Source organism: Tunturiibacter psychrotolerans, from assembly GCF_051013365.1.
GTDB classification, from domain to species: domain Bacteria; phylum Acidobacteriota; class Terriglobia; order Terriglobales; family Acidobacteriaceae; genus Edaphobacter; species Edaphobacter psychrotolerans_A.
In genome coordinates this window covers 4,328,673-4,350,846 of record NZ_CP132941.1, presented here as the reverse complement: position 1 = coordinate 4,350,846, position 22,174 = coordinate 4,328,673, and the positions used below count along the sequence as shown (strand labels likewise).

22 protein-coding genes are annotated in these 22,174 nt (G+C 57.7%); 9 read left to right on the top strand and 13 right to left on the bottom strand.

Going from position 1 to position 22,174, the window contains the following annotated elements:
- The first annotated feature begins 34 nt into the window (after positions 1–34).
- On the top strand, positions 35–490 hold the full coding sequence (locus RBB76_RS18325) for a VOC family protein (RefSeq protein ID WP_429629136.1): 456 nt from the start codon (positions 35–37) through the stop codon (positions 488–490).
- Between the two features lie 189 nt (positions 491–679).
- Positions 680–2,578 (top strand): VWA domain-containing protein, encoded by a 1,899-nt coding sequence (locus RBB76_RS18320; RefSeq protein WP_429629135.1) that lies wholly within the window; start codon positions 680–682, stop codon positions 2,576–2,578.
- Positions 2,579–2,648: 70 nt separating this feature from the next.
- Here RBB76_RS18320 and RBB76_RS18315 read toward each other — a convergent pair whose 3' ends face one another.
- From RBB76_RS18315 to lnt, 6 genes are all read right to left on the bottom strand, one after another.
- Positions 2,649–4,754 carry a protein-disulfide reductase DsbD family protein gene (locus RBB76_RS18315; protein ID WP_429629134.1) on the bottom strand — a complete coding sequence of 702 codons (2,106 nt, stop codon included), beginning with the start codon at positions 4,752–4,754 and terminating at the stop codon, positions 2,649–2,651.
- A gap of 38 nt (positions 4,755–4,792) precedes the next feature.
- Entirely contained in the window at positions 4,793–5,215 is a 423-nt protein-coding gene (locus tag RBB76_RS18310) for a CoA-binding protein (RefSeq protein ID WP_429629133.1), read from the bottom strand.
- Between the two features lie 14 nt (positions 5,216–5,229).
- On the bottom strand, positions 5,230–5,763 hold the full coding sequence (locus RBB76_RS18305; RefSeq protein WP_433963452.1) for a DinB family protein: 534 nt from the start codon (positions 5,761–5,763) through the stop codon (positions 5,230–5,232).
- A 51-nt stretch (positions 5,764–5,814) separates the two neighbouring features.
- Positions 5,815–6,564 (bottom strand): class I SAM-dependent methyltransferase, encoded by a 750-nt coding sequence (locus RBB76_RS18300; protein WP_429629131.1) that lies wholly within the window; start codon positions 6,562–6,564, stop codon positions 5,815–5,817.
- Positions 6,565–6,674: 110 nt separating this feature from the next.
- Positions 6,675–7,806, bottom strand: a protein-coding gene (gene prfB, locus RBB76_RS18295; protein ID WP_429629130.1) for a peptide chain release factor 2 whose coding sequence is annotated in 2 segments (ribosomal slippage) — positions 6,675–7,736 and positions 7,738–7,806 — 1,131 coding nt in all. Because the reading frame shifts where the segments join, the coding sequence is not laid out codon by codon here.
- 10 nt (positions 7,807–7,816) lie between these two features.
- Positions 7,817–9,490: an apolipoprotein N-acyltransferase gene (lnt, locus tag RBB76_RS18290; RefSeq protein ID WP_429629128.1), complete on the bottom strand. Its 1,674-nt coding sequence runs from the start codon at positions 9,488–9,490 to the stop codon at positions 7,817–7,819.
- Between the two features lie 49 nt (positions 9,491–9,539).
- On the opposite strand from lnt, the gene RBB76_RS18285 reads away from it, so the two are divergent.
- The 4 genes from RBB76_RS18285 to RBB76_RS18270 all read left to right on the top strand — a co-directional run bounded on the left by RBB76_RS18285 (position 9,540) and on the right by RBB76_RS18270 (position 12,612).
- Entirely contained in the window at positions 9,540–9,677 is a 138-nt protein-coding gene (locus RBB76_RS18285) for a hypothetical protein (protein ID WP_183975451.1), read from the top strand.
- The gene (locus RBB76_RS18280) at positions 9,667–9,831 is read left to right on the top strand and encodes a hypothetical protein (RefSeq protein ID WP_429629127.1); all 165 of its coding nucleotides are present in this window, start codon (positions 9,667–9,669) and stop codon (positions 9,829–9,831) included. The genes RBB76_RS18285 and RBB76_RS18280 overlap by 11 nt, the downstream gene beginning before the upstream one ends.
- Positions 9,821–12,220: an APC family permease gene (locus RBB76_RS18275; protein ID WP_429629126.1), complete on the top strand. Its 2,400-nt coding sequence runs from the start codon at positions 9,821–9,823 to the stop codon at positions 12,218–12,220. Before RBB76_RS18280 ends, RBB76_RS18275 begins: the two co-directional genes overlap by 11 nt.
- Positions 12,221–12,348: 128 nt before the next feature.
- Entirely contained in the window at positions 12,349–12,612 is a 264-nt protein-coding gene (locus tag RBB76_RS18270) for a hypothetical protein (RefSeq protein WP_429629125.1), read from the top strand.
- 107 nt (positions 12,613–12,719) lie between these two features.
- On the opposite strand, the gene RBB76_RS18265 is transcribed toward RBB76_RS18270, so the two are convergent.
- Positions 12,720–13,262, bottom strand: a complete 543-nt coding sequence (locus RBB76_RS18265) for an SAM-dependent methyltransferase (protein ID WP_429629124.1) — start codon at positions 13,260–13,262, stop codon at positions 12,720–12,722.
- A 118-nt stretch (positions 13,263–13,380) separates the two neighbouring features.
- Positions 13,381–13,803: a bactofilin family protein gene (locus RBB76_RS18260; protein ID WP_429629123.1), complete on the bottom strand. Its 423-nt coding sequence runs from the start codon at positions 13,801–13,803 to the stop codon at positions 13,381–13,383.
- A gap of 159 nt (positions 13,804–13,962) precedes the next feature.
- On the opposite strand from RBB76_RS18260, the gene RBB76_RS18255 reads away from it, so the two are divergent.
- Positions 13,963–14,925, top strand: a complete 963-nt coding sequence (locus RBB76_RS18255; protein WP_429629122.1) for a hypothetical protein — start codon at positions 13,963–13,965, stop codon at positions 14,923–14,925.
- 9 nt (positions 14,926–14,934) lie between these two features.
- Here RBB76_RS18255 and menC read toward each other — a convergent pair whose 3' ends face one another.
- From menC to mazG, 3 genes are all read right to left on the bottom strand, one after another.
- Positions 14,935–16,065 carry an o-succinylbenzoate synthase gene (gene menC / locus RBB76_RS18250; protein WP_429629121.1) on the bottom strand — a complete coding sequence of 377 codons (1,131 nt, stop codon included), beginning with the start codon at positions 16,063–16,065 and terminating at the stop codon, positions 14,935–14,937.
- A 105-nt stretch (positions 16,066–16,170) separates the two neighbouring features.
- Positions 16,171–16,923: a GNAT family N-acetyltransferase gene (locus RBB76_RS18245; protein ID WP_429629120.1), complete on the bottom strand. Its 753-nt coding sequence runs from the start codon at positions 16,921–16,923 to the stop codon at positions 16,171–16,173.
- A complete protein-coding gene (mazG, locus tag RBB76_RS18240) occupies positions 16,920–17,777 on the bottom strand; it encodes a nucleoside triphosphate pyrophosphohydrolase (protein WP_429629119.1) in 858 nt (285 codons plus the stop codon). Before mazG ends, RBB76_RS18245 begins: the two co-directional genes overlap by 4 nt.
- 65 nt (positions 17,778–17,842) lie before the next feature.
- Between mazG and RBB76_RS18235 the strand changes: the two genes are divergently transcribed.
- Positions 17,843–18,073: a DUF3311 domain-containing protein gene (locus RBB76_RS18235; protein WP_429629118.1), complete on the top strand. Its 231-nt coding sequence runs from the start codon at positions 17,843–17,845 to the stop codon at positions 18,071–18,073.
- A gap of 82 nt (positions 18,074–18,155) precedes the next feature.
- On the opposite strand, the gene RBB76_RS18230 is transcribed toward RBB76_RS18235, so the two are convergent.
- Complete coding sequence (locus RBB76_RS18230; protein WP_429629117.1) at positions 18,156–18,917, bottom strand: OmpA family protein; 762 nt, start codon at positions 18,915–18,917, stop codon at positions 18,156–18,158.
- Between the two features lie 267 nt (positions 18,918–19,184).
- Between RBB76_RS18230 and uvrC the strand changes: the two genes are divergently transcribed.
- The gene (gene uvrC, locus RBB76_RS18225) at positions 19,185–21,179 is read left to right on the top strand and encodes an excinuclease ABC subunit UvrC (RefSeq protein ID WP_429629116.1); all 1,995 of its coding nucleotides are present in this window, start codon (positions 19,185–19,187) and stop codon (positions 21,177–21,179) included.
- A 2-nt stretch (positions 21,180–21,181) separates the two neighbouring features.
- Here uvrC and ypfJ read toward each other — a convergent pair whose 3' ends face one another.
- Entirely contained in the window at positions 21,182–22,096 is a 915-nt protein-coding gene (gene ypfJ / locus RBB76_RS18220; RefSeq protein WP_429629115.1) for a KPN_02809 family neutral zinc metallopeptidase, read from the bottom strand.
- Positions 22,097–22,174: the final 78 nt, after the last annotated feature.

Genomic DNA, 22,174 nt, shown 5'->3' with positions numbered 1-22,174 from the left:
TTCCCCGGTTCATTCACTCGATTGAGGTGCTCGCTTGGAATCGTACCCTCCGCTTATTCCTTATCTCGTTGTTCCTGATGCCGCAGCTGCAATCGAGTTTTACAAGACTGCGCTCGGGGCGATGGAGATCGTGCGGCATCACATGCCGGAGTCGACCAAGATTACGCATGCCCATCTCGTGATCAACGATGGAAGCATCATGCTTTCGGATGATTTCCCCGAGATGAGGGGAGGCAAGGCGTCGACGCCGGAGGCGCTGGGCGGGTCCCCGGTGACGATTCATTTGCAAATGGACGATGTAGACAGCTTCTGGGAGCGGGCGGTTGCGGGTGGCGTGACTGTGACGATGCCACTGGCCGATCAGTTCTGGGGCGACCGTTATGGTCAGTTCACGGACCCGTTTGGACATAAGTGGTCTGTGGGTCAGACTAAGATCTCGTTGAGCGAGGATCAGTTGAAAGAGGCCGCGCGGGTGTGGTTCAAGATCTAGCGGCGATTTCATTGGAAGAGAAGATTATTGGGTGTAAGTTGCGTGCCACCTGGATGTTTGGCCAGATGCATCGCTGACCGTCGCCTGGTGATCGTTCTGAGATGTAGTTTTGGGCGGCTGAAACCTCGCGGCTAACAGCATCGTCCTACAATCAGTGTGTTGAAATAGAGCGAGTGCTCGGGTGCCCCTATGGCAATTGGTCCAAGCGTAGCGATATTTACGTTGCTTGCGGCGGCAGTTCTGCAACCAGCTCTAGCACAAGATTCTCCACGTGTTTCTTCTTCGCTTAAGACCGGTACACAGCTCGTTGTTCTCGACGTCGTTGTTACGGACAGCAAGCAGAATCCGGTGCACAGTCTCAGCGCCTCCGACTTTACCGTCTTCGAGAACAACACGACTCAGCGAATCAAAAGCTTCGAGGAACACATAAGCACAGACGCCGCGAAGTCTGAACCTCCACTCGTTCTGCCGCCCGGCAACTTCACCAACTACACGTCCGTTCCCGCGAACGCGCCTGTTAACATCCTCCTTATCGACACCCTCAACACACCGAACGGGGCCCAATCCTACCTCCGCAGTCAACTTCGCCTTTTTCTCAAAAACTCTCCTCCAAACGTTCCTCTCGCCATCTTCGGACTAAGTACTCATCTCTGGCTTCTGCAGCCATTCACTGCAGATCCCCGCCTGCTCCAGGCTGCGGTTGAACACAAGTCTTCCAGCACCTCTCCGCTGATGGACAACGCAACGACGGGCGACAAATCCGACACAATCCCTCTAGAGTTGTCGATAGCGCATACGCCCCCGTCTGTCGTCCGGCGCATGCAGCAGTTCGAAGCGGAGCATTCCTCCGATGACCTTCAACTCCGGACGCGATACACACTCAACGCTCTGAACCAGATGGCGCGTTACCTCGCCGGTCTACCGGGAAGAAAAAATCTCATCTGGTTCTCCGGCTCGTTTCCCATCAGCATCCTGCCCGACGCCAATATTCTCAACCCTTTTGCGATTACCGCAGACTCCTCGGATAAATTTCGTCAGACCACAGCCCTGCTCGCCAAGAGCCAGGTTGCCGTCTATCCGATCGACGCTCGCGGCCTCGCCGACCCGTCCGCGTACTCCGTCGAAAGCTCAGGCGTGCAGTACGACCCCAAGCTGGACCCCAATCAAGGTCGCAACCAGGATGTCTTCACGAACCATCTCAACGATGCCATTCGCCAGAACGCCGACGACAACTCCACCATGCTCCAGATGGCTGAGCAGACCGGCGGCCACGCCTTCCTCAACACCAACGGCCTCGCCAATGCCGTCACCCGCGCCATCGAAGCCGGATCCAACTACTACACCCTGACTTACACACCAACCGATATGGCTGATGACGGAAGATTTCGGAGTATCAAGCTGAAGCTGAGGCGCGATGGCTACACACTCGCTTACCGGCGTGGCTACCATGCCGACGCGCCTAAGACGAGTGACGGGGGCGAGACTAGCCTCGCTGCCGTATCCTCTACAGGCTTTACTAAATTGACGTCGCTCGCGGCTGTGCCGGTCGCCGACCCTATGCACGATACGATGAGCTTCGGCTCGCCGGTTCCGACCCAGATTACGCTCAAGGTTCTAGTCGTTCCTGCTGCTGGACAGCCAGAAGAGACCGTGGCTTCCGGCAATTTTGCCATCCCCAATGCACGTCTCATTGGCCCGTATCGTCGCTATGACATCACTATCGCCGTCGATCCAAGCGCTGTCGTATTCACTCCCGGCGGTGACGGCAACCGCCACGCCGACCTGATGTTCCGCACTTATCTGTATAGCCACGACGGCAAACTGTTGAATACTTCGAGCAGAGTGGCAGACGAGGATCTCACGCCTGGTCTTTATGAACGTACGCTTCACACCGGCGTCTTCTTTCATCAGCAGATCAGCGTTCCGCTAAAAGGAGAGTTTTACTTTCGGGTGGGCGTTCACGACGTTACTGCCGATCGCGATGGCGCCGTCGAGATTCCAGTTGCGAGCGTCAAGGATCTGCCACCTGTTGTTGAGCCTCCCTCGACCCGCCCGCTCGCCCAACGACCAGTAGATTTTCAAAAGTAGCTGGTTCGAAGTTGGCGTTTTTTACGGCGTATAAGCTGCTTTGCGCCGGAAATTTTCGCGCTAGTGGCCGCTATGGGTTGGTGTCTTTCTTGAGGGCAGTGAGGACGATGTCTTTGGTTAGGAGCTCGGGTAGAACGTCGGCGGAGGAGTTTTTCATGGCCGGGTAGATGACGTAGGTGGGTACGCCGCTGCGGTTGACCGAGGCGAGCTGCTTGGTGATCTCGGGGTCGTATTGGGTCCAGTCGGCTTTGAGGAGTGTGACGTTGTTTTTGCTGAACTGGTGCTGGACGTCGGCGGATTTGAGGACGGCGCGCTCGTTGACCTGGCAGCTGAGGCACCAGGCGGCGGTGAAGTCGATGAAGACGGGATGACCGGCGGCGCGCGCCTGGTCGAGGGATTGTTGCGAGTAGGGGGCCCAGACGAGGGTGGTGTCTTTTGGTTGGTAGAGGGGGATTGCGAGGCCGACGGCGGCGATGAGGAGGGCGGCGATTGCGCTCTTCCAGTTGGCCGGCCATTTGCCGAGAGCCCAGCCTGCGATGGCGAGTGCTAGGAAGCACCAGAGGAGGCGGGTGAGGTGGTCGACGCCCTGACTGTTGCCGCTGTGGAGATTGCCGTAGACCCAGGCGAGCCAGATGGCGGTGCCGAAGAGAGGAACGGCGGTTAGTTGTTTGAGGATCTCCATCCATGCGCCGGGACGGGGGAGGATGCGGGTCCAGGCGGGTTGGAAGCTGAGGAGGAGATACGGTGTGGCGAGGCCGAGGGCGAGGGCGGTGAAGACGGCGAAGGTGATTCCGGCGGGTTGCGCGAGGGCAAAGCCGATGGCTGCTCCCATGAGCGGTGCGGTGCAGGGCGTGGCGACGATGGTGGCGAGGACTCCGGTGAAGAAGCTGCCGGTGTAGCCCTGCTTCTGCGCGAGGCCGCCGCCTACGCTGGTGAGCGAGAGGCCGAGGTCGAACTGGCCGGCGAGCGAGAGGGCGAAGAAGAAGAGGCCTGCTGCGAGCACGGCGATGAAGGTTGGGGATTGAAGCTGGAAGCCCCATCCGGCTTGGCTGCCGGTGGCGCGGAGAATGAGCAGGGCGGCGACGATGATCCAGAAGGAGACGAGGATGCCGAGGGTGTAGACGAGGCCGTGGCTGCGGAGATGTTTGCGCTCCTGCCCGGAGGACTGCACGAGGGCGAGGCCTTTGAGGAAGAGAACGGGAAAGACGCAGGGCATCAGGTTGAGGATGATGCCGCCTACGAAGGCGAGGCCTATGGCACTGATCGTGGTGACGCTGCTGGTTGCGGGGCTACCTGCAACTTTGCTGCCTGGGGCTGGAGCGACTTCACCGGGGGTGACGGGGGCGGTGACTTCGTAGGCCTGGTTGTCTGAGAGTTTGAGTACGCCGTGGAGCTGGGCGGGGAGGGTTTTGAGGTCGTCGGAGCGACGGACGCGGAGGCGAACGCCGTCGGAGGTTGGCTCGATCTGCTGGGGGGCGGCGTTTGCGATCTGGTCTTGATCAGCGGGGTAGAACTCGGCGTTGGTCTCGCGGCCGCCGGTGGTGAGATTGAGGACGAAGTCGGTTTTGCCGCCGGTGACGGTAAGCTTGGCGTCGGGCGGGAGGGGCTTGGGGATGAGGGTGAGGGCTTCGCCGAGGGCGCCGACGGGCTGCGCGGCGGTGGCTCCGGGGACTACGTTGAGGTTGAGGCCGAGGTGGGCTTTGCCGGGGATGCAGACCTCGCGGCAGACCAGGTAGGTGACCTTAGCGTCGATGTGGGTGGGGCCGGGCTTGAGAGAGCTGGCGGCGGTGAGTTGCACGGGGAAGGCGACTTCGTCTTCGTAGCCGAAGTCCATGAGCGGACCGAGGGGTAGGCGGCTGGGGATCGGGAAGAGCATGGGGCCAGCGGTGATGCCTTCGGGGAGGGTCCAGGTAATTTTGGGTGGCTCGCCAGAGTCGCCGGCGTTGATCCAGTAGACGTGCCAGTGCTCTTCGAGGGTGAGAACGAGGCCTACCTGGAGGGTGCCGCCGGGGGCGATGTCGGGAGAGAGGGAGACGAGTTCGGCGGTTAGATGCTGGGCTTTGACGGGACCGGGGCCGCCGTCGCCGACGCCCTGAAGCTGGGCGTGCGCGGGTGCGAGGAAGAGAGAGGCGCAGGCGAGGAGCAGGAAGGCGGAGATCTTGCGTACGTTAATCATTCACTCTCAATTGTAGGACCTTAGGACAGGGGCATTTGTCACCTGGATGTCAGGCGGCGGTGTTCGACCATGATGCAGTGGTCCATAACGACGTGGATACCAGCGGCTTCCGCGCGGGCGGCGGCTTCGCGGTTGACGATTCCCTGCTGGACCCAGAGGTTGGGGAGACGAAGCTGGATCATCTCGTCGACGATGGCGGGGATGTACTTCGGCAGGCGGAAGACGTTGACGATGTCCGGCTTGATGGGGAGGTCGGAGAGAGAGGCGTAGGACTTTTCGCCGAGGACCTCTTGAATGGAGGGGTTGATGGGGTAGAGCTTGTAGCCGTGCTGTTGCATGTAGGCGGAGACGTAGTGGCTGGGTTTTGACCGGTCTTCCGAGAGACCGATGACAGCAATGGTGCGCGGATTTTCCGGTGTGGTGATGCCAAGGGTGTTGCGGATGATCTCCGGTTCATTCATTGGATTACATGCCTTTACTTATGCCAGACGCCGAGGATGCGGCGGAGCACGACCAGTTCGCCGAGGTGGTAGGCGGTGTGATCGGCGATCAGCAGGGCTTCGCGGAGAAGGTTTTGGCCGTCGCCCCAGCGGAAGGGTTTGAAGAGATCGGAGTTGGGGTTTTGGATGAGGGTTTTGAAGTGATCGAGGTCGGAGCGGATGAGTGTGATGGACTGCTCCCAGGAGTTGGTCGCGGGTGGCTGCGGGGACTTCGGCCAATAGTCGTCGGGCCATGCGATGGGATGGTAGCCGCCGGTGGGGGGCGCGGAGAAGTTGAGGATGTCGCGCTGGGTGATGCGCAGGTGCTCCAGGAGTTGCCAGGCGGAGTAGGGGAGATTGGGCGGAATGGTGCCTCGGTGCTGGGCTGGGAAGTCGCGGACGGCTTCGTCGAAGGTCACGTGAGCCTGGCCGCCGTCTAAGAGTGCAATCAACTGCTTACGCAATGGCTCGTGTTCGTCTGGGGTATGTTTTGAATCCGCTGTCCTCATAGTCGTTTTGGATCCACTCACTTCGATATGCCTCCCAGTGCTCCCTTGTTGGATGCGACGGAGGCTGAGTGGTTACATTGGTTTGCGAGCGAGGACGACGGTGAGGGGCGGGAAGGTCGTCAGGAAGCTGCCTCGTTTCTTTTCTACCAGGAGGCCTGCATTGCGAAACTCCCTGGCGTACTCCTCAGTGAGTTTGTAGTCGGAGATGAGGGCGATGCCTCCCGGCTTGAGGACGCGGACGATCTGCTGCAGAGCGTTGCGGCGGGTTGGCGGATCGTAGATGTTATGGATGCAGAGGTTGGAGACGACTACGTCGAAGGTGTCGTCGGGGAAGGACATCTCCTGTGCGGGTTGGCTGAGGAGGGTGCAGTAGTCGGAGATGCCTTCGAGGTCGAGGTTGCGCTGGGTGGCGGCGGCGGAGTTGCCGCCCATGTCTACGTTGGACCAAACGTCGATGCCAGTGGCGTGGCCAGCGCCGGAGAGAGATGCGATGCGCTTGGCTGCTCCTGCGAGAAGGAGGCCTCTGCCGCAGCCTACGTCGAGTACGCTTTCGTCGCCACGCCACGGGTACAGGCTGAGCATGAAATCGCGGTGGCGGAATTTGCCGACCTTGACGTAGAGCAGGAAGAGGAAGCCCTCGCCGATGAGGAAACCTGCAGGCCAATACATGCTGCGAGTACTGAGATCGACGGGGCCGAGGTGAAGAATACGCGGCGAGAAGATGGCTACCAGCAGGCAGGCGGCGCCGATAAGAAAAAAGTTGCGCATGACGGCGGGTGCATCTACGCCGTAGTCGAGTTTGTTTGAGGACGTGGTTAACAAGGGCTTCTCCGAGGCGAAGTTTTTCGATGCCTTACGTCAACTTGGGTGAGTATCCCTTGTCCCTTCCCTGTTGCGGTAGTGCTGCTTGTCACGCTATGGAGTGACAGATGTCATGCGACGTCGTCGTCCACAATGTCGGCTGGGAAGTTGCCTTCGCGGCGCATGCGGAGATAGCCGCGGATGAAGGGCTCAAGGTCGCCGTCGAGGACCTTGTCGACGTCGCCCACTTCGACGCGGGTGCGGAGGTCCTTCGCCATGCGATAGGGCTGGAGGACGTAGCTGCGAATCTGTGAGCCGAACTTGATGTCGAGTTTGGAGTCTTCCAGCTTGCGGGCCGTGGCCTTTTTCTTGTCGAGCTCGTACTCGTAGAGCTTGGAGCGCATCATCTTCATGGCTCGCTCTTTGTTTTTGTGCTGGGAGCGCTCGTTCTGGCAGCCAGTGACGAGGCCGGTGGGGATGTGGGTGATGCGGACGGCGGAGTCGGTGGTGTTGACGTGCTGGCCGCCCTTGCCACCGGAGCGATAGGTGTCGATGCGAAGGTCTTCGGGCTTGATGTCGATGACGATGGTGTCGTCGATCTCGGGCGAGACGAAGACGCTGGCAAAGCTGGTGTGGCGGCGCTTGGCAGAGTCGAAGGGGGAGATGCGAACAAGGCGATGAACGCCGGTCTCGCCGGAGAGCAAGCCAAAGGCGAAGTCGCCGGAGATGGTGAAGGTGGCGGATTTGATGCCGGCCTCGTCGCCGTCCTGGATTTCGTTGATCTCAACCTTGAAGTTCTGACGTTCACCCCAGCGGATGTACATGCGCATGAGCATCTCGGCCCAGTCCTGGGACTCGGTGCCGCCTGCGCCCGGATGTACGGTGACGATCGCGTTGAGCGGATCGGTCTCTTCGGAGAGCATCGTCTTGGATTCGAGTTTTTCGGCGAAGTCGAGTAGAGCGGGGATCTCGCGGGCGAGGTCGGGCTCGGTGTTCTCGCCTTCGCGGGCGAGATCGAAGTAGGCTTCGATGTCGTCGGAGCGGCGGGCGAGCTCTGCGTCGTCGGCGAGGAGGGTTTCGAGGCGTTTGCGTTCGCGCATGAGTGGTTGCGAACGCGAGGCATCGGCCCAGACGGTGGGGTCGGCTATTTTTTCTTCAATGACGGAGAGTTCGCGGCGGAGTCTGGCCGAGTCAAAGATACTCCCGCAGAGCGCGCACTTTGTCGCGGACCGGGGAGTAGGAAAATTCGAAGTCGCTAAGCATGATATTTAGTTTACGTGAATTTTGATTTCAGGCTGAGGGCCAGGCCGAGAGCGGTGACGAGAGCACAGGCATAAGCGAAGAGATCGCCATGCGCGGCGTAGAAGGTGAGGTCGTGCTCGTAGCCAAAGTGGACTCGAAGGCTGGATCGCAGATGGCGCGGCAGGGCGGAGACGACTCGGCCGAAGGGGTTGATGGCTGCGGTGACTCCGGTGTTGGTGGCGCGGAGGATCCAGCGATGGTTTTCGATGGCGCGCATGCGAACCATGTTGAGGTGCTGCCATGCGGCGCTGGTGTCGCCGTACCAGCCGTCGTTGGAGATGTTGATGAGGACGTCGGCGCCTTGCTGGGTGAGATGGCGGATCTCGTCACCGAAGATGGATTCGTAGCAGATGAAGACGCCGTAGGTGTGGCCGCCTGTGGAGAAGACGGTGCGCTGCGCGCCGGGCTCGAATGTGCCTACTTCATTGAGGAGATTTTTTGCGAAGAAGAAGAACTCTCTGAAGGGGACGTACTCGCCGAAGGGGACGAGGTGCATCTTGTCGTAGTGGCCGGCGAAGGCGCCGTCAGAGTTGATGAAGGACGCGCGGTTGTAGGGTGTGTAGCCGGATTTATTCGCGGGATTTGGCTGGAAGCCGATGTTGCCGACGATGATGGGAGCTTGTGCTGATCGGGCCAGAGCCGACATTGCAGAGCGGAACTGAGGGTCGATGTCTTCAAAGGGAGCGGGAGATTCAGGCCAGACGATGAGATTGGTGGCGGCGGGAATGGTGTCGTCAGATTCGTCAGCGCGGGGGCGGAGGAGATAGACCGTCTGAGTGCCGGGGAGTTCGGGAGTTCCAAGGAGAAATCTCTTTGAGGGGTAGCGGCTGAGGTAGGAGAAGGAGTCGAGGAACTGCTGGGTTGTCGGTTGCGGGCCGGTGTTGGCGGCTCCTACCTCGAGATTCTCTTGTACGAGGGTGGCTGTTGCGGCGGTAGGCGACGGCTTCGCGTTTGCGATGAGGCGAAGGCCCAAGATGTAAACGACAACGATGATGACTCCCGCGACGGTAAGCGCAGGGCGGGTGTACCGACGCTCGCGTAGCCGGATACGAACGAGCCAGAGGGCGTTGACCGCTGCGATGACGAAGGAGAGGCCGTAGGCTCCCGTTATGGGCGCAAGGCGTGTCAGCATGGGGTTGTCGACTTGAGCGATGCCGAGAAGATCCCAGGGAAGACCGGTGATGCGGGCTCGGGCGAGTTCTACGGCTACCCACGCGAAGGGTACGAATACCAAGGCGAGCTGGCGACCGAAACGGTTTCGAAAGGCGGCGAGCAACGTGCTGAAGAGGGCGTGATAAAGGCCAAGGTACAGGCAAAAGAGGATCAGGATGCCTGCGGCAATGGGCTTGGCAAGGCCGCCGTAGAGGTACATGGTCTGGTAGATCCAGTAGCAGTTGCCCAGGTACCAGACGAAGCCGCAGAGATAGCCGAGGGCGGCTGCCCGACGGAGGGTAAGTGGGTTGTCGTTCTTGTCGTTAGCGAGAATGGCCCAGATCAGGGGGAGAAGTGCGATCCAGCAAACGGTGGTTCGCCAGACAGGCACGGGCCCCGCGATGGGAAAAGGTAAAACCTGGAGGACGGCCGAGAGCACAGCCATGGCCCAAAGTCGCAGGGGGATAAGTCGCATCGGTCTGAAGTCTAACATTGAGCTGACAATTTCCAGTTAGTTTTCAGCTGTTTGAGAGATACAATGGATGCGCATGGATTTTGTCATTCATCTCGTTGCAAAGATTGTTGTCCCTCTGTTCTTCATTGGGATGGCGGGGTCTGCAGTCGTGATCGTGGTGAGTTTTGCAGAAGATTTGAAGGAGTTGCTGGGGGATGAAGAATAGCTGTCAACGGGGGAAGCAGGATCACACTCTGCTCTTGCTGGTGGGTGTTGGCAGTGTTCCACTTGAGGTTGGGGAGTGGCGGTCGCACATGCTGAAGTTATTCAGTATCTCTGGCTGTTCGGGTTATCAAACAGCAAACCATAATGGGATCTAAACAAACTATCAATAAGCCACAATCGAACCGCGTCCGCTTGGTGGTGGCGTCGTCGGTCATGCTCACCTTTATTTCGTTCTGGCGGGCTGCTGCGATTGTGCTGAACGACCTGGGCTCCTCGGCGTTTTATGCAGGCGGCATCGCGGAAGAGGCGGTGGGCAAGGCTGCTCCGTGGTTCATTCTGGGCGTGATGCTGTTCAGTTTTGCGGTGCGTGCGGTTTATGTCGAGAGCTGCAGCATGTTCACGCGGGGCGGCGTCTACCGGATTGTGAAAGAGGCATTGGGCGGGACGTTTGCGAAGCTGAGCGTCTCGGCGCTGATGTTCGACTACATTCTGACGGGGCCGATTTCAGGTGTCTCGGCTGGCCAGTACATTGTTGGTCTGTTGAATGAGTTGTTGCGGCTTTGCGCCGCGCATCACTGGGCCAGCAAGCTTGTGATGCATTCGAGCGGTGGGGCTCGACAGTTGCCAGTCGATGGAACTTCGGCGGTGATTGCCGGACTAATCACTGTCTACTTTTGGTGGCAGAACACCAAGGGGATTGAAGAGTCCAGCGATAAGGCACTAAAGGTAATGAAGATCACGACCGTGATGGTTGTGATCCTGCTTTCGTGGGGAGTATTTTCGGCGATTCATGTAGGGGCGCACCTGCCCCCTTGGCCGACTCCTGACAATCTTCACTTCAGTGCGGACGCTCTTGGATTTCTGAAGCACACCGGATTCATGCGGACGCTGGGTTTGTTCGGCGTGCTGATGGCGTTCGGGCACTCCGTACTTGCGATGAGTGGTGAGGAATCGCTGGCGCAGGTGAACCGCGAGATCGAACACCCGAAGCTGAAGAACCTGAAGCGCGCGGCGATTGTCATTGCGATCTACAGCTTCATCTTTACTGGCATAGGCACGTTGCTGGCTGTGATGTTGATTCCCGACTCAGTGCGAGTGCCGGTGTATCGCGACAATTTGATCGCCGGCATGGCAATGTTCATGGTGGGTCCGCTGGCAGTGCGGATCTGCTTCCGTGTCTTTGTGGTGATCGTCGGGTTTCTGATTCTTGGTGGAGCGGTGAATACCGCAATCGTCGGTTCGACTGGCGTGCTGATGCGCGTGGCCGAGGATGGAGTCCTCTCAGACTGGTTTCGCAAGCCGCAGCGCAAATACGGGACCAGCTTTCGCATCGTGAACCTGGTTGCGGGACTGCAGATGTTCACGATCTTTGTGACTCGAGGCAACGTCATTATGTTGGGCGAAGCCTACGCGTTTGGCGTGATCTGGAGCTTTACTTTCAATGCCCTTGCGATGCTGGTGCTGCGCTGGAAGTACAAGGGTGAACGTGGTTGGAAGGTGCCACTCAATATTCGGATCGGAAAGACAGAGATTCCTCTGGGACTACTTTGTGTCTTCCTGGTTCTGCTTACGACTGCAATTGTTAATTTATTTACGAAATCGGTTGCTACGGTAAGTGGGGTTATTTTTGCTGCTGCATTCTTTGTCATTTTTTCTCTCTCGGAGAGAGATAACAAGCGTCGCCACGATCTGACTACGCTGCAGATGAAAGAGCACTTTCAGCTCGAGCATCAAGATAACGTAGGTCGTGAAGCGCTCGACATTCGACCGGGTGCAGTAGTGGTGACGATGCGTGATTCGGCCGCGCCGTTTGCTCTGAAGTGGGCTTTGACGCACACGAATACGGACGACCAGGACCTGGTGGTGCTGGCGGCCCGAATGATGGGTGCCGGCGGCCCGGAGTATGTCGATGCATCGGAGCAGTTATTCAGCGAGCATGAACAAATGCTGTTTACCAAAGCTGTTTCGGTAGCTGAAAGCTTCGGGAAGCATATTTCCCTATTGGTAGTTCCTGCCGGAGATATCTTTTCGGCGCTCGTGCAGACAGCTAACTCACTGGATGCGGCGGCTGTGGTTTCCGGACTCTCGACTAAGCTGACGGCTGAAGAGCAGGCCTACCATGTAGGCCAGGCGTGGGAGGCACTCCCTGAACCAAAGCGGCAATTTACTTTTTATGTCATCAAACCGGATGGCGAGTCCCTCAGCTTCCATATAGGACCTCATGCACCTACTATCGAACCGCACGAAGTACAGCTGGTGCATCGTCTCTGGCTTAATATTCGACGTGCGCCTGATATGGAGGACCTGCACCACAGTGACATTCTTACCTACGCGCTGACCCGCATGGCCACTGAGTTTGCACGAGACAAACAAGGAACCCTGAAAGATCTGCAAAGGTGCATTGATGAGTCTCATCATCGTCGTGGGCTCGGGGGAGCGCAACACGAGGAGCTGGATGAAGCAGGACCTGGATATGCGATTCGCGCCCCGAAAACGGCACATAGAACAGACGACCATGAAGCTAACACCGTCAAAACGAAATAGGCGGACGAGTTACTTATTGTTTGCATCATCTTAGCTACTTCTGTATCGTCATGAGGTGGCAATAAGAATTGGTCGGCGAGATAAAAACCCCGAGTAACTCGATCTACCCATGCCATTGGAGGTAACACGTGGAAGTTAGCCGTATTATTGCCGAGATTGATGGCCAGATCGCAAAGCTACAGCAGGCACGTGCGTTATTGGCCGGAACGACGGCAACAACAACGAAGCGCACCGGCCCTGGCCGTCCCAAAGGGAGCAAGAATGCCGCTGCCGCAGCATCGGCAGCTACGACCCCTCGCAAACGCAAATTGAGTCCCGAGGGCCGCAAACGAATCGCCGATGCAATGAAGAAGCGCTGGGCCGAGCGACGGAAGCAGAATTCGAAGGGATAACTCCTTAGGAGTTGCTCCTTGAAATAAGCGAAGGCGCCTCGAGTTGAGGCGCCTTTGCTTTTCCGCACTAACTCATGCCCGGCCAAAGCATGAAAGTAGTCATATGCTTATCGGGTGATAATGACCTCGCGAAGGCTGTCTTTTGCGAGAAAGAAGCGGAAGTTACTAAACTCACTGAACAGGTTTTCAATCTTGCGATTATTGAAGACATTGAGCAATGGGTAGTTGCCCGCACGTTGCATTTCCACTACGTCAGTATCGGTCAGATGATATCGACAGAAGAATGTCTCTGGACTGGTTGTCTGGTGAAAGAATGCAAGCATCAAGCCGCCAGGCTGCAGCACTTTGTGGATACGGGACAATACGGGCGCAATGAGAGGTTCCGGAAGATAATCTGCTGTGTCCCAGAAGATGACAACGTCGAATACGCGGCCGGAAAAGTTGAGATTGCTCTCAAGAAATCGATCGACATCGAAGCTGGGTGGCTCGCCCCCATTGCCGGGAGTGAGCCACTCCGGTTTCGATGCTTCGTCGACGACGCTCGCCATGTAGATGCTGTGGCCTAGGCTGGTAATGTAATTGATGTTTGTGGACGAAGTGGGTCCGATGTCGAGGATGCGCAGTGAGTCCTGCGTCTGCAGGTGCTTCATCAACTCTTTCCATCCACTGGAATGCCGAGGGATGCGACCGGTGTCGCCACCTCGTTGACTGCTTGTACTCTCGCTACTGCCGAAAAGGCTGCGCATGAGCCCGCTTCCCTTTCTGGTTCTATGCCTGTGGTTGAGTGAACAAAGGAGCGCTCGCTTCGACTGGCGCAGACGAAGTTACAGTGGAAGTTGATGACTTAGACTGCGCTTCAGGGCCTTGCTTAAGCTCGACATTGCCTTTCAAAACAGCACTCTCTTCGATGCAGAGCCGACCGGCGAGGATGTCTCCATTTACGATTGCAGACTGGCGCAGGTCAACGCGACCAGAAGCCTGCACATTGCCTGTAAGATGACCAAATACGGTGACGTCGCGGACGGTGATATTGGCACGAACACGCGCGTTTGGGCCAATGGTCAGACCGCTTCCCTTGAGGGTGATGGTTCCTTCGATATCTCCGTCGATGTAAAGGTCCTCATCTCCGGAGAGCTCTCCTCGGATAACGACCGACTTACCGATGACGGTGGAACCCTCTGCTGGTTTCATAGACGTTTTTTTCTCCCTTGAGGTCCTGTCTGCTGCATGTATACCTTGCCCGAACTATACCCAAGCTCATGCCGGGAGGCAAACCGCGAATACTTTGCCGGGCTCCGTGAGTCTTATGAAAGACCCATAGAATGGGGAGATGAGAGGTATGGGTTGGTAATGGCGAAGGTGGAGGCGCGGGAAGCAGCTTCTGCAGGCAGGCCGCGATTCACGGCAGTTTTGGAACGAAGAAGGTCACGCTACCGGGTCGTTATCGGATCTATTTTGCTGCTGTTGTCCGCGGTCGGTGGGCTTTCGCAGCAACAGGGCGGCGCTACGACAAAAGATGTAGGCGAAGCATCTTTGCTGTCGCTACCGCCGCGCTCCTGGATCGTCGACGCGTCGGCGAATGAGCTCAAAGCGCTTCATCATACGGACTCCTATTTTCGATATCGCACCCACACAATCAGCGATAAGGGCGATGTAGTCCGTGACGTCGTTGAGAGCAAAGATGGAACGGTGGCGCGGTTGATTATGCGAGATGGAAAACCGCTGACTGATGAGCAGGACAAGGCGGAGCGACAGCGCCTGAACGACATGATCGCATCTCCGTCAGCCTTCTTCCGGCATATCCGGAATAGCGAATCGGACCGCAAGATGGCGGATAAATTAGTTCCCCTGATGGCCGATTCAGCAATGTTCACCTACACGCCGGGGCAGCCGCAGTCAGGCAAAAATAAAGGCGCGTTGGAGATCGTAATCGACTACAAGCCGAACCCGAAGTTCAATCCGCCAAACACGGAAGCAGAGGCGTTGACCGGGCTCGAAGGAAGGGTGTGGATCGATGCCAAGTCGCATTACCTGGTTCGCATGGAAGGGACCATCTCGCGTGGTGTGAACTTCGGCTGGGGCATGCTCGCCCATATTTATCCGGGGGGCAAACTGGAGCTGAATCAAACCGACGCTGGCGGCAATCGATGGATCTTCACTCACTTCTCGATGCGGCTCAGCGTGCGTGCTTTGATGCTGAAGACAGTCAACGTACATACGGAGTCAACCGGCAGCGACTTTCAAGCGATTGGGCCGATGAGCTACCAGGATGCTATTCGCATGATGTTGGATACGCCGCTACCGAATCGATAAACGGATCTGTCAGGCTGTCACGCGGGCCTTCGCGTGGAGGGTCTGCCGGCGAACGGTGAGGGCTTCGATCCGGTCAAGCTGCACTTCGAATCCTCTGCCGGGTGTGGTTGGTACGGTGATCTCCCCTCGATCGCTCACCGTGACCTCCGGCTCAATGATGTCCTGCTCCCAATACCTGCTGGAGGCAGAGACGTCGCCGGGAAGCGAGAAGTTTGGCAGCGAAGAGAGAGCGATATTGTGCGAGCGACCGATGCCTGTCTCCAGCATTCCGCCACACCAGACCGGGATGGCGCGTTCTTCTGCGGCATTGTGGACGGCGATTGCCTCGCTGAAGCCACCGACTCTGCCTAGCTTGATGTTGATGATGCGGCAGGATTCCATGTCGATGGCCGCGAGAGCGTCGCGCCGATTGCGAATGGACTCGTCGAGGCATATGTCGGTGAGCAGGCGCTTCTGCAGCATGGAGTGGAAGTAGAAGTCGTCGTACCAGAGAGGCTGCTCGATCATGAGCAGATCGAAGCGATCCCAATCGACGATGTCTTCAACATCCTTCATGCGGTATGCGGAGTTGGCATCGCAGCTGAGCGTGATGTCGGGCCACCGGTCGCGGACGGCTTCAAAGATTTTCACGTCCCAACCTGGCTTGCACTTCAACTTGATGCGCTGATAGCCGGCGGCGAGTTCGGTGGCGATCTTGTCCATCAGATGGGCGGGCGATGGTTGGATGCCAATCGAGACGCCACAGGGAATGACGTCGCGGGTTCCGCCGAGGAGATCTGCGAGCGGGACACGCTTCACCTGTGACTCGAGATCCCAAACGGCGTTTTCCAGCGCAGCTTTGGCCATGCGATGGCCGCGGACCTGGCGAAATATATCAGGACAACTGCCGCCGCGCTCTACATCAGCCTCGAGCAGGCGAGGGGCAAGCTCCGACTCTGTGATGATCCATGCGGTATCGACGGTCTCGTCGCTGAAGTAAGGGTGCTCGCCGGCAACGCACTCACCCCATGCGGTGAGGCCCTCCGATTCGAGTTCTACGAGGAGAATGCGGCGGCTGGTGGTGAGGCCGAAGCTGGTCTCGAACGGATGAGCTAGCGGCAGGTTGATCTCGCGGAGGTGAATCGCATCGATGTTGAGCATTGCAGTCCTGTCTTTCCGAATTGCTGGATCGTAGCGGGTCTGGTGCGTCTGGCTCAGTCAAATTGTACTGCGATTGGGGTACTGATATATCAGATCTCCGAGGTGTTAATTCCAAGGGCCGAGGAGGAAGCTGCCATTTCCCTGAGCGTCCCGTTCATAGCCAACCACGGCCAGGCCGCGTTGGAACGCCGATTCGAGTGCCGCGCGGTTATTGCTCTGCAGGGTTAGCGCAAGACTTCGCTGCTGGGGGTCCTGCTTCCACTGGTAGATGGTGTGCGGGACGGTAATGCGTTCAAGGGTCTGTTGAGGCTGGGGCTCGCCGCGTAGCAGATCGGTTACACGGTCGGAGCGCAGCCACCATTCCGCATATAGCCTATCCGTCGGGAGTCCTCCCTGCAATGGGGAGGATGAGGGACCATAGAAATCGGCCTGGTAGCGCCGAACGATAACGCCTAATCGGCTGATGTTCAGGTGGGAGTTCCTGATCTCGAGAGGATCGAAGGTCCACTCCATCAGATCGAAGCCGTGTGCGATGGCGTCGTCGCGTTGGGCTAGCTTGAGTCGGCGGCCGATACCGGAGTTGCGGTACTGCGGCAGAACGGCGAGCATGTGCGAGTGGAGATAAGATTTGCCGCCGCGATGGCCCGGCAAGGACATGGCGAATCCGACGACGGTGCCGTGGTCGAAGGCTCCGAGAACTTGGCCGCCTATGCGCCGCGCAACGACAAAGACACGCCGCGGGATTACATCGCGATCGCTGTAACCCCAGACTTCGTGTTGGAGAACGACGCAGCGCTCAAAGTGTTCGAGCCTGGTAAGGGACTGAATGTGGATTGCAGGTTGGGGGTTCGCGTTCATGACCTTGGCGGTTCGGTGGCGGCGTTCTTAGCCTGATTCCATAGTATTTCGAGCTGATCGGGCGTGGAGGCCTCCAGAGCGGCACTGCTGCCTGAGGCGGACTCCATTGCGGCGAAGCGGCGACGAAACTTAGCGTTGGTGGCGCGCAGAGCCGATTCGGGGTCAACTTTGAGATGTCGGGCAAGGTTGACGGCTGTGAAGAGAATGTCTCCAAGCTCGGCTTCGATCGCGGTTGTGGAACCAGCGGCTGAGGGCGGATTAAGTTCGGCCTTGAGCTCTCCGATTTCCTCGTGCAGCTTGTCGAAGAGGCCGCCGGTGTCAGGCCAGTCGAATCCGACTTTTGCGGCCCGAGAGCCTAGTTTACCCGCCTCCATCAAGGCCGGCATCGATCGAGGGATGTCGTCCAGTAGCGAGGTTTGCGTTGATTGCGAAGCTTTCTTCTCGGTCTGCTTGATCTGCTCCCAATTGCGGAGAACGGCGTTTGCATCTGCCGCTTCGGCACCTGCAAAGATGTGGGGATGGCGGCGAATGAGTTTGGCGTTCAGATTTTCAGCTACGTCATGGATGTCGAAGTGACTAGCCTCGGAGGCCATCTGCGCGTAGAAGAGAACTTGGAGCAGAAGATCGCCGAGCTCATCCTTCAGGTCGGGCCAGGCGCGGCGTTCGATGGCGTCGAAGACCTCGTAGGTCTCTTCGAGGGTGTGTCGCTTGATAGAGTCGAAGGTCTGCTCGCGGTCCCAGGGGCAGCCGTCCGGGGCTCGCAGCCGTGCCATGATCGCTATCGCCTCTGCAATCGGGTCCGTGGAAGTGGATGCGGCCTTCGGCGGGAGATTCTGGGGGGTGGTCTCGGCCATATCTTCAACTTTACCCGATGACTTACCCGAAGTGATTGGCTTCCCACCTTCGAGACAAATGCATTATGCTTTGCACCATGACGCCTGAGCCCGAAGGAAAAGCTGAATCAAGGCCGCGCAGGAGCCGGTGGGTACTGCTGCTTCTACTGCCCTATCTTGGCCTTTGTTTCCCGATTGTCTATGCTCGTTCGACGCCGGCGCTCTGGGGCTTTCCGTTTTTCTATTGGTACCAGCTGGTCTGGGTCGTTTTGGCCTCTGCTCTCTTGGCTATTGTCTATCGAAAGCTCAAGACATAGATCTCTATCGACGCTGGTGGCGATACAAAAAGCAACCGCGCCGACATGATGTCGGCGCGGTTGGTCTTGCGGAGAGTGTTGATTACATCTGTCCGTTCGGCTTGATGGCGGAGGCATTGCTCGGCTGATCGTTGCCCATGTTGGTCATCAGCTTGATGTCGACACGACGATTCTTCGCTCGACCTTCGGCTGTGCTGTCGCTTGCAACCTGCTGATCCTTGCCGATGCCAATCAGGTAGAACTTGTGCGGCGGGATGTTGTATTTGGAGGAGAGATAGTTGACGACCGCGTCGGCACGATGCTGGCTGAGCTGGTAGTTATACTGCGCATCGCCAACCGAGTCCGTTCCGCCCGTCACTTCGAGAATGTAACCGCGGGTGTTGCCGAGGTTCGCAGCCAAATCGTCAAGCTGCTTCTTGTCAGACGCCGTAAGAACGTATTTGTCAAAAGCAAACGTGACACTTACATCCGAAATCTGCTTGTAGTTGTCCAAATTGGCGACGACGCCGCTCAGGCTGTCGACCCGGTTATAAGCTTCCTTGGCGGATTGATTTGCCGCATCCGCGGACTGGCCGGCTGCAAGAGCATGCTGATCGGCTGTATCGGCTGCAGATTGTGCACCTGCGATTCCGGTCTTTGCGCGCTCGTCTGTATCGACGATATTGCGATGGTCAGCGGCGGTCTTGGTATCAAGGTCGTTAGTCTGCTGGATGATAGGCGCGGTCTGGGATTTGACATAGTTCTTGGTCGAGCAGCCAACCGTGAAGGTGAGCGCGAAGGCACTGGCGAACACAACGGCTAAGGCAGATTTAATCTTCATATCCCTCTGATTCTTGGAGTTCATTTCGTTCATCTCCTGGTTAATGGGGCGTTCCAATAACTTCATCCACAACGGTTGAAAGCTGCAATTAGAAGGCCAATCTCAAAAATGATTTCAACCATAACATTTTCCGATACTTACAACGATTGACGAATTTAGACCGGGTTCCTTGTCGGCATCATCCGGGAACTTTTGATAGGTTGCCGCGTCAAATCTACTGAGCAAACCTGTGCACACTGCAGATCTTCTAGACCTGCATCTACACTAAGATGCGGACTTTGATTGATACGCATGGATCTTCACCAGAAAATTCGAACCCTCCCCACCCAGCCAGGTTGTTATCTCTATAAAAATGCTGACGGCGAGGTTATCTACGTAGGTAAGGCGAAAAACCTGCGTGCGCGGGTGCGTTCCTACTTTCTGGAGGCGTCGCAGGCCAATGCTAAGACAGGCTCGCTGATGCGGGAGGCCGTCGATGTCGAGTACATCACGGTCGCAAATGAGCACGAGGCGCTGGCGCTTGAGAACAACCTCATCAAACAGAAGAAGCCGCGCTTCAACATTCTGCTGCGGGACGACAAGACCTATCCGTACATCAAGCTGACGATGAACGATCGCTATCCGAAAGTCTTTGTGACCCGCAGATTGCGCAAAGATGGCGGGGCGTACTACGGTCCCTACTTTCCAGGAAATCTTGCGTACCGGCTGGTCGATCTCATCCATCGCAGCTTCCTGATTCCAAGCTGCAAGGTCGATCTATCCCGGTACCATCCGCGGGCGTGTCTGCAGTACTACATCAAGCGCTGCCTGGGGCCTTGCCTGGAGGGATTGACAACACCGGAGGCTTACCGCGAGACCATCCGCGACGTTCAGCTCTTTTTGGAGGGGCGTCCGAACGAGCTCGAGCAGGTACTGACGAAACGGATGGAGGCCGCGGCGGAGGCAGAGCAGTTCGAGACAGCTGCGCGCCTGCGCGATCAGATTGTCACCGTCCACCAGATGCAGGACAAACAGCGAATGGCCGGCACCGACAATGAAGACGCCGACGTCTTCGGCTACCACTTCGAGAACGAGATGCTTGCGGTGAACCTGTTCCATATGCGCAGCGGCAAGATCGTGGACCGGCGCGACTTCTTCTGGGAGGATCTTCCGGAGTCCTCGGTGGACGCGGTAACAGAGGCTGTTTCGGAGTTGGATGAGTTGGAGGCGCTGCCGCGCATGGAACCCGATCCTGCGGCTGCCGCGCCGGAGATAGGAGAGGGCATTCCCGTCGTCCAGCATGCTGCTGTTTCAGAGCTTGGAGCGGCGTTCAGTCCGGCGGTGTTTTTTTCCGCGTTGCTGAAGCAGCTCTACCTCGATCAGAGCTATGTGCCCCGATCTATTCTCGTTCCCGTTGAGTTTCCCGACCGGGCGCTTCTGGCAGAGGCCCTGACTGATCGGACGGGCAAACGCATTGAGATTCTTGCACCACAGCGCGGGGAAAAACGTTCGCTTGTCGATCTTGTCTGTCAAAATGCGAAGCAATCCTATGACCAGCGGTTCCGAGTATTGCAGCCTGGGATGAAGGCGATTCAAGAGGCGCTGCAGGACGCGCTCACGTTGGAAGAACTGCCACGCCGGATCGAGTGCTTCGACATCTCGCATATTCAGGGCGCCGAAACAGTGGCGTCCATGGTGGTGTGGGAAGATGGCGCGATGAAAAAGTCTGACTACCGAAAATTTCAGGTGAAGACAGTTACGGGCGTCGACGATTTTGCCAGTATGCGCGAGGTGATTCAACGCCGTTACAAACGGCTGCAGGAAGACAAGAAGCCCTTCCCTTCCCTGATCCTGATCGATGGAGGGCTCGGACAGTTGCATGCTGCGTATTCGGCACTCGAGGAGATCGGCGTCACGTTGCAGCCTCTGGCGTCGATCGCGAAACGAGAAGAGATCATCTACGTATACGGGCAGGAGAATGAACCTGTAGTGCTGGATCGGCGCTCTCCGGTTCTACACCTGATGCAAAAGATTCGCGATGAGAGTCATCGATTTGCCGTGACCTACCATCGCAAGCGACGGCAGATGCGCGACCGTGACAGCGAACTGCTCGCGATACCTGGTGTAGGGCCGAGAACACGGCAACGGTTGATCGAACACTTCGGCAGCGTGCGTGGGATCAAGCAGGCTGGACCCGACGCGCTTACTGCAGTGGTGAATTCAGCGACTGCGGAGAAGATTCGTAACTACTTCGCAGCAGAAGCCTCAGGCAATGCGGTGCTTCCCGTGTTGAACGAAGCTTCCTGAGTTTACTCAGCGCTGTCTGTCGTGGGGACTGCGCCGCCAGTTTTGAAGGTGTTGCAGGCTGCGATGGTTCCCTGCTGAAAACCACGCTTGAACCAGCCAACACGCTGCGCAGAAGATCCGTGAGTGAAGCTCTCTGGGCTTACCGTGCCTCGTTCCAGGCGCTGAATGTGGTCGTCGCCAACAGAGGCCGCTGCTTGCAGACCAGCCGCGATGTCGGAGTCGTGAACGATGTTGCGTTGCGCCGTGCTGTGCGCCCACACACCAGCGAAACAATCCGCCTGGAGTTCAAGATCGACGGAGAGTCGATTTCTCTCGGATGGGTGTTGAGCGGATAGCTGCCTGACCTGTCGTTCGATGCCGAGGAGATCCTGAACATGGTGGCCCAACTCGTGCGCGACGACGTAGGCCTGGGCGAAGTCCGCGTTGCTGCCGCCGAGTCTTCTCAATTCATCCCAGAAACTCAGGTCGATGTAGACCTTTTCATCCGCCGGGCAGTAGAACGGGCCGCTTTGCGACTGAGCTGTACCGCACCCTGAGTAAGTTCGTCCGCGAAATAAGACGAGAGTGGAGCGTTGGTAGTTTTTTCCTGTCTGCGCAGGAAGAAGCTTCGTCCAGGTGTTCTGCACATCGTCCAGCGTCCAGGAGACAAGTTGCGCTGCTCTCTTCTCTTGAGGAGACTCAGAGGTTACCGGACGACTGCCTGCGGCAGGTGCGCTCTGCTGTGTGGAGGGAGATGAACTATGCCCAGACAGATAGCTGCCGATGTAGTTGCGTCCTGTGACAAGGCTGATGACTAGAAGGAACAAAAAGCCGACGATGCCGATCCCACCGCCACCAAAGCCTCCGCCGCCTCCGCCTGAGGAACCACGTCTGTCTTCGATGTCCCCGCTTAGTCCGCCACCAGGTGTCCAGTCCATAGTTCACTCCAGGAAGTTCGTCTCTCATCTTATAAGTAAGATGTTTTATTGCGGCCCACCTGAGCTGTAATATCTCAT